The following is a 2,721-nucleotide window of genomic DNA, read 5'->3' as shown; positions in this document are numbered from 1 at the left end:
GCTCACCGCCAAGGTGCGCGACGACAACACCGACGAAGCTATCCGCGTGCTGGAAAGCTCCGGCGCGATCGATCTCGATCAGCGAGAGCAGGAATGGCGGGCCGCTGGCTGGAGCGGCGGCGCCGACCTGTCAGCAGACACGGGCGCCGCGGCTTACAACGACGGCTCTCAAACGCAGAGCTCCGGCTTCACCGGCCAGGCCCAACGGACCGAGACGCTGCAAGCTGGCGAAGAGGTTCGGGTGCCGATCACCGAGGAGCAGCTTCGCGTTGGAAAGCGTGAGGTGGAGCGTGGTGGCGTTCGGGTCCGCTCGTACGTGGTGGAGACGCCCGTCCACGAGCAGGTAGGCCTGCGCGAAGAGCATGTGAGCATCGAACGACACCCGGTCAATCAAACCGTCGGGCGGGGATCGGCGGACGAACTGTTCGAAGAGCGGTCGTTCGAAGTCACCGAGCGTGCAGAAGAAGCGGTCGTCGACAAGCAGGCGATTGTCCGCGAGGAGCTCACCGTCCGAAAGGATGTGGAGGAGCATGTCGAAAACATCGACGACACCGTTCGCCACACCGAAGTCGACGTCCAGGACGAGAGGTCCGCGCGGCGAGCGGGCGCGAACGATGACCTGGGAAGCCGCCGCGACTTCTAGCCAATGTTCTCCCGGGGGCGCTTACGCGCCTCCGGGGACTGTCGACCCGAGCCGCGCTAGCTAGCCCGCGGCCGATTTCCACTTCGCCAGCAGGTCGGCCTCACGCTCCGGCGTCAGGCCGGCGCGCAGCTTGGCCTGGCGGTCGGCCGGCAGGATGCGGAACCAGGCGAGGGTGTCGACGGCGGTGCTGGAGAGGGGGCGGAAGGTGAGGCCGCGGGCTAGGGCCTTCCTGATGTCGCGACGGGCGAAGCCGGCCATCTCGCCCTGGGCGGGGACCCAGACCGGCAGGTCGCTCCAGGGGGCGACGCCAGCGTCGGCGAGGAACTTGGCCGACACCCAGGTGAGCTTGACGTCCGACGGGATCGACGAGGCGATGGCCCCGAGCATCTCCTTCATCGTCAGCGGCTCGGCCGGGCCGGTGGCGTTGTAGGCGCCCGCCGCGCCCTGCTCGGCCATGCGGATCGTCCATTCGGCCAGGTCGCGGGCGTCGATGAACTGGACGGGATCGGCGCCGTCGCCGGGGGCCAGGACCTCGCCGCCGCGGGCGATGCGCACCGGCCAGTAGGTGAACCGGTCGGTGTCGTCGCCGGGGCCGACGATCAGGCCGGGGCGGATGATGGTCACGGCCCCGGCCCCGAACTGGCGCACCGCCTCGCGCTCACTGGCGGCCTTCAACGGCCCGTAGAGGGCGCCGCCGCTGGCCTGCAGCGTCTGCATAGTCTCGGCGAGCGGGTCCTTGCCCTCGTAGGGGGCGAGCGCGGCGCTCTCGTCGGCAGGCGCATCGTTCGCCGCGTAGGCCGACAGGGTGGAGATGAAGACGTAGCGCTTCACCTTCCCCTTCAGCGCCAGGCCGGCGTCGCGCACCCAGAACGGCAGGGTGGTGGGGTTATCGATGCAGACGTCCCACTCGCGGCCGGCCAGGGCCTTCAGGTCGCCTGTGTTGCGGTCGCCGGCCAGCTCCTCGACCTCCCCGGGCCAGTCCTGAGGCCGCCGTCCGCGGTTGAAGAGGGTGATCTTGTGGCCGCGCGAGAGGGCGTAGCGGACCTGGTGCGGGCCGGTGAAGCCGGTGCCGCCGAGGATCAGGATGCGCAGCGGCTTTACCGGCTCGGCCGCCACCGCCAGTCCAGGCAGCGCCAGTGCGCCCAGCTCCAGCAGTCTCCGACGCGTCGTGCTCATCGCCGCTCCTCAGATTGGCACCCACCGAAAACCAGCCCCGTTCGGGCCAAAAGCGCAAGCCGATAACTGCACCATGGGAACCGCAGCGGCCCCCGCCCCTTACCGGGATCTATATCAACCGAGATAAAGAATGACGGCGAGTGCACGGCCAGTTGTGGTGATCACCGGCGCGTCCAGTGGCGTTGGCCGAGCCACGGCCTTGGCCATGGCTGCGGACGGCTTCGATGTCGTGCTGACTGCCCGCCGCGCATCCATCCTGCAGGACGTCGCCGAACTCTGCCGGGAGCGCGGCGCTAGCGCGCTGGTCGTACCTGGGGACGTCAGCCGGGCCGAAGATCTGGCGGCAGTCACGGCGGCGGCGATAGATCGGTTCGGCGGCTTCGACGTGTGGGTAAGCAACGCAGGCGTGCTGCAGTTCGGCCGTATCGAGGAGACCCCCGCCGCCGCGATCGAGCGCGTGCTCTTTGTGAACATCGCGGGGACCATGTTCAGCGCGCAAGAGGCCATCCGCCACTTCAGAGCCCGTGGCCGCGGAGTGCTCATCAGCACCGCCTCAGTGCTCGGGGTCGTCGGCCAGCCGTTCGCCGCCGCCTACGTCGCCAGCAAATTTGCGATCCGCGGAATGAGCGAGAGCCTGCGCCAGGAAGTGCGGGACGTGCCCGGCATCCACGTCTGCACGGTGCTGTCCTCTGCCATCGACTCGCCGGTCTACAGTCGGGCCGCAAACTACATGGGCCGCGAGATGCGGCCGATCTGGTGGCTCTATCCGCCCGAGACCGTCGCGCGGACGATCGTTCGACTGGCGCGTAAGCCCAGACGCGAGGCGCTGGCGGGCCGCACTTTCGGCGCCGCGACCCTGATCGGCAAGACGCTGTCTCCCGGCCTCGCTGAGCGCTTCACCG

At 69.2% G+C, this 2,721-nt stretch carries 3 protein-coding genes; 2 read left to right on the top strand and 1 reads right to left on the bottom strand.

What is annotated here, in order from left to right:
• The coding region (locus tag VHK87_RS01230; protein ID WP_329633078.1) for a YsnF/AvaK domain-containing protein at nucleotides 1-643 on the top strand (643 nt) is incomplete at its 5' end.
• A 60-nt stretch (nucleotides 644-703) separates the two neighbouring features.
• Here VHK87_RS01230 and VHK87_RS01225 read toward each other — a convergent pair.
• Nucleotides 704-1,819, bottom strand: a complete 1,116-nt coding sequence (locus VHK87_RS01225) for an NAD-dependent epimerase/dehydratase family protein (protein WP_329633077.1) — start codon at nucleotides 1,817-1,819, stop codon at nucleotides 704-706.
• Between the two features lie 205 nt (nucleotides 1,820-2,024).
• On the opposite strand from VHK87_RS01225, the gene VHK87_RS01220 reads away from it, so the two are divergent.
• Nucleotides 2,025-2,721: SDR family NAD(P)-dependent oxidoreductase (locus tag VHK87_RS01220; protein ID WP_329633076.1), on the top strand; the 697-nt coding region annotated here is incomplete at its 3' end.

The organism is Phenylobacterium sp., from assembly GCF_036263695.1.
GTDB lineage: Bacteria > Pseudomonadota > Alphaproteobacteria > Caulobacterales > Caulobacteraceae > Phenylobacterium.
The sequence above is the reverse complement of the archived record's forward strand: the minus strand, read 5'-3'. Positions and strand labels throughout refer to the sequence as shown.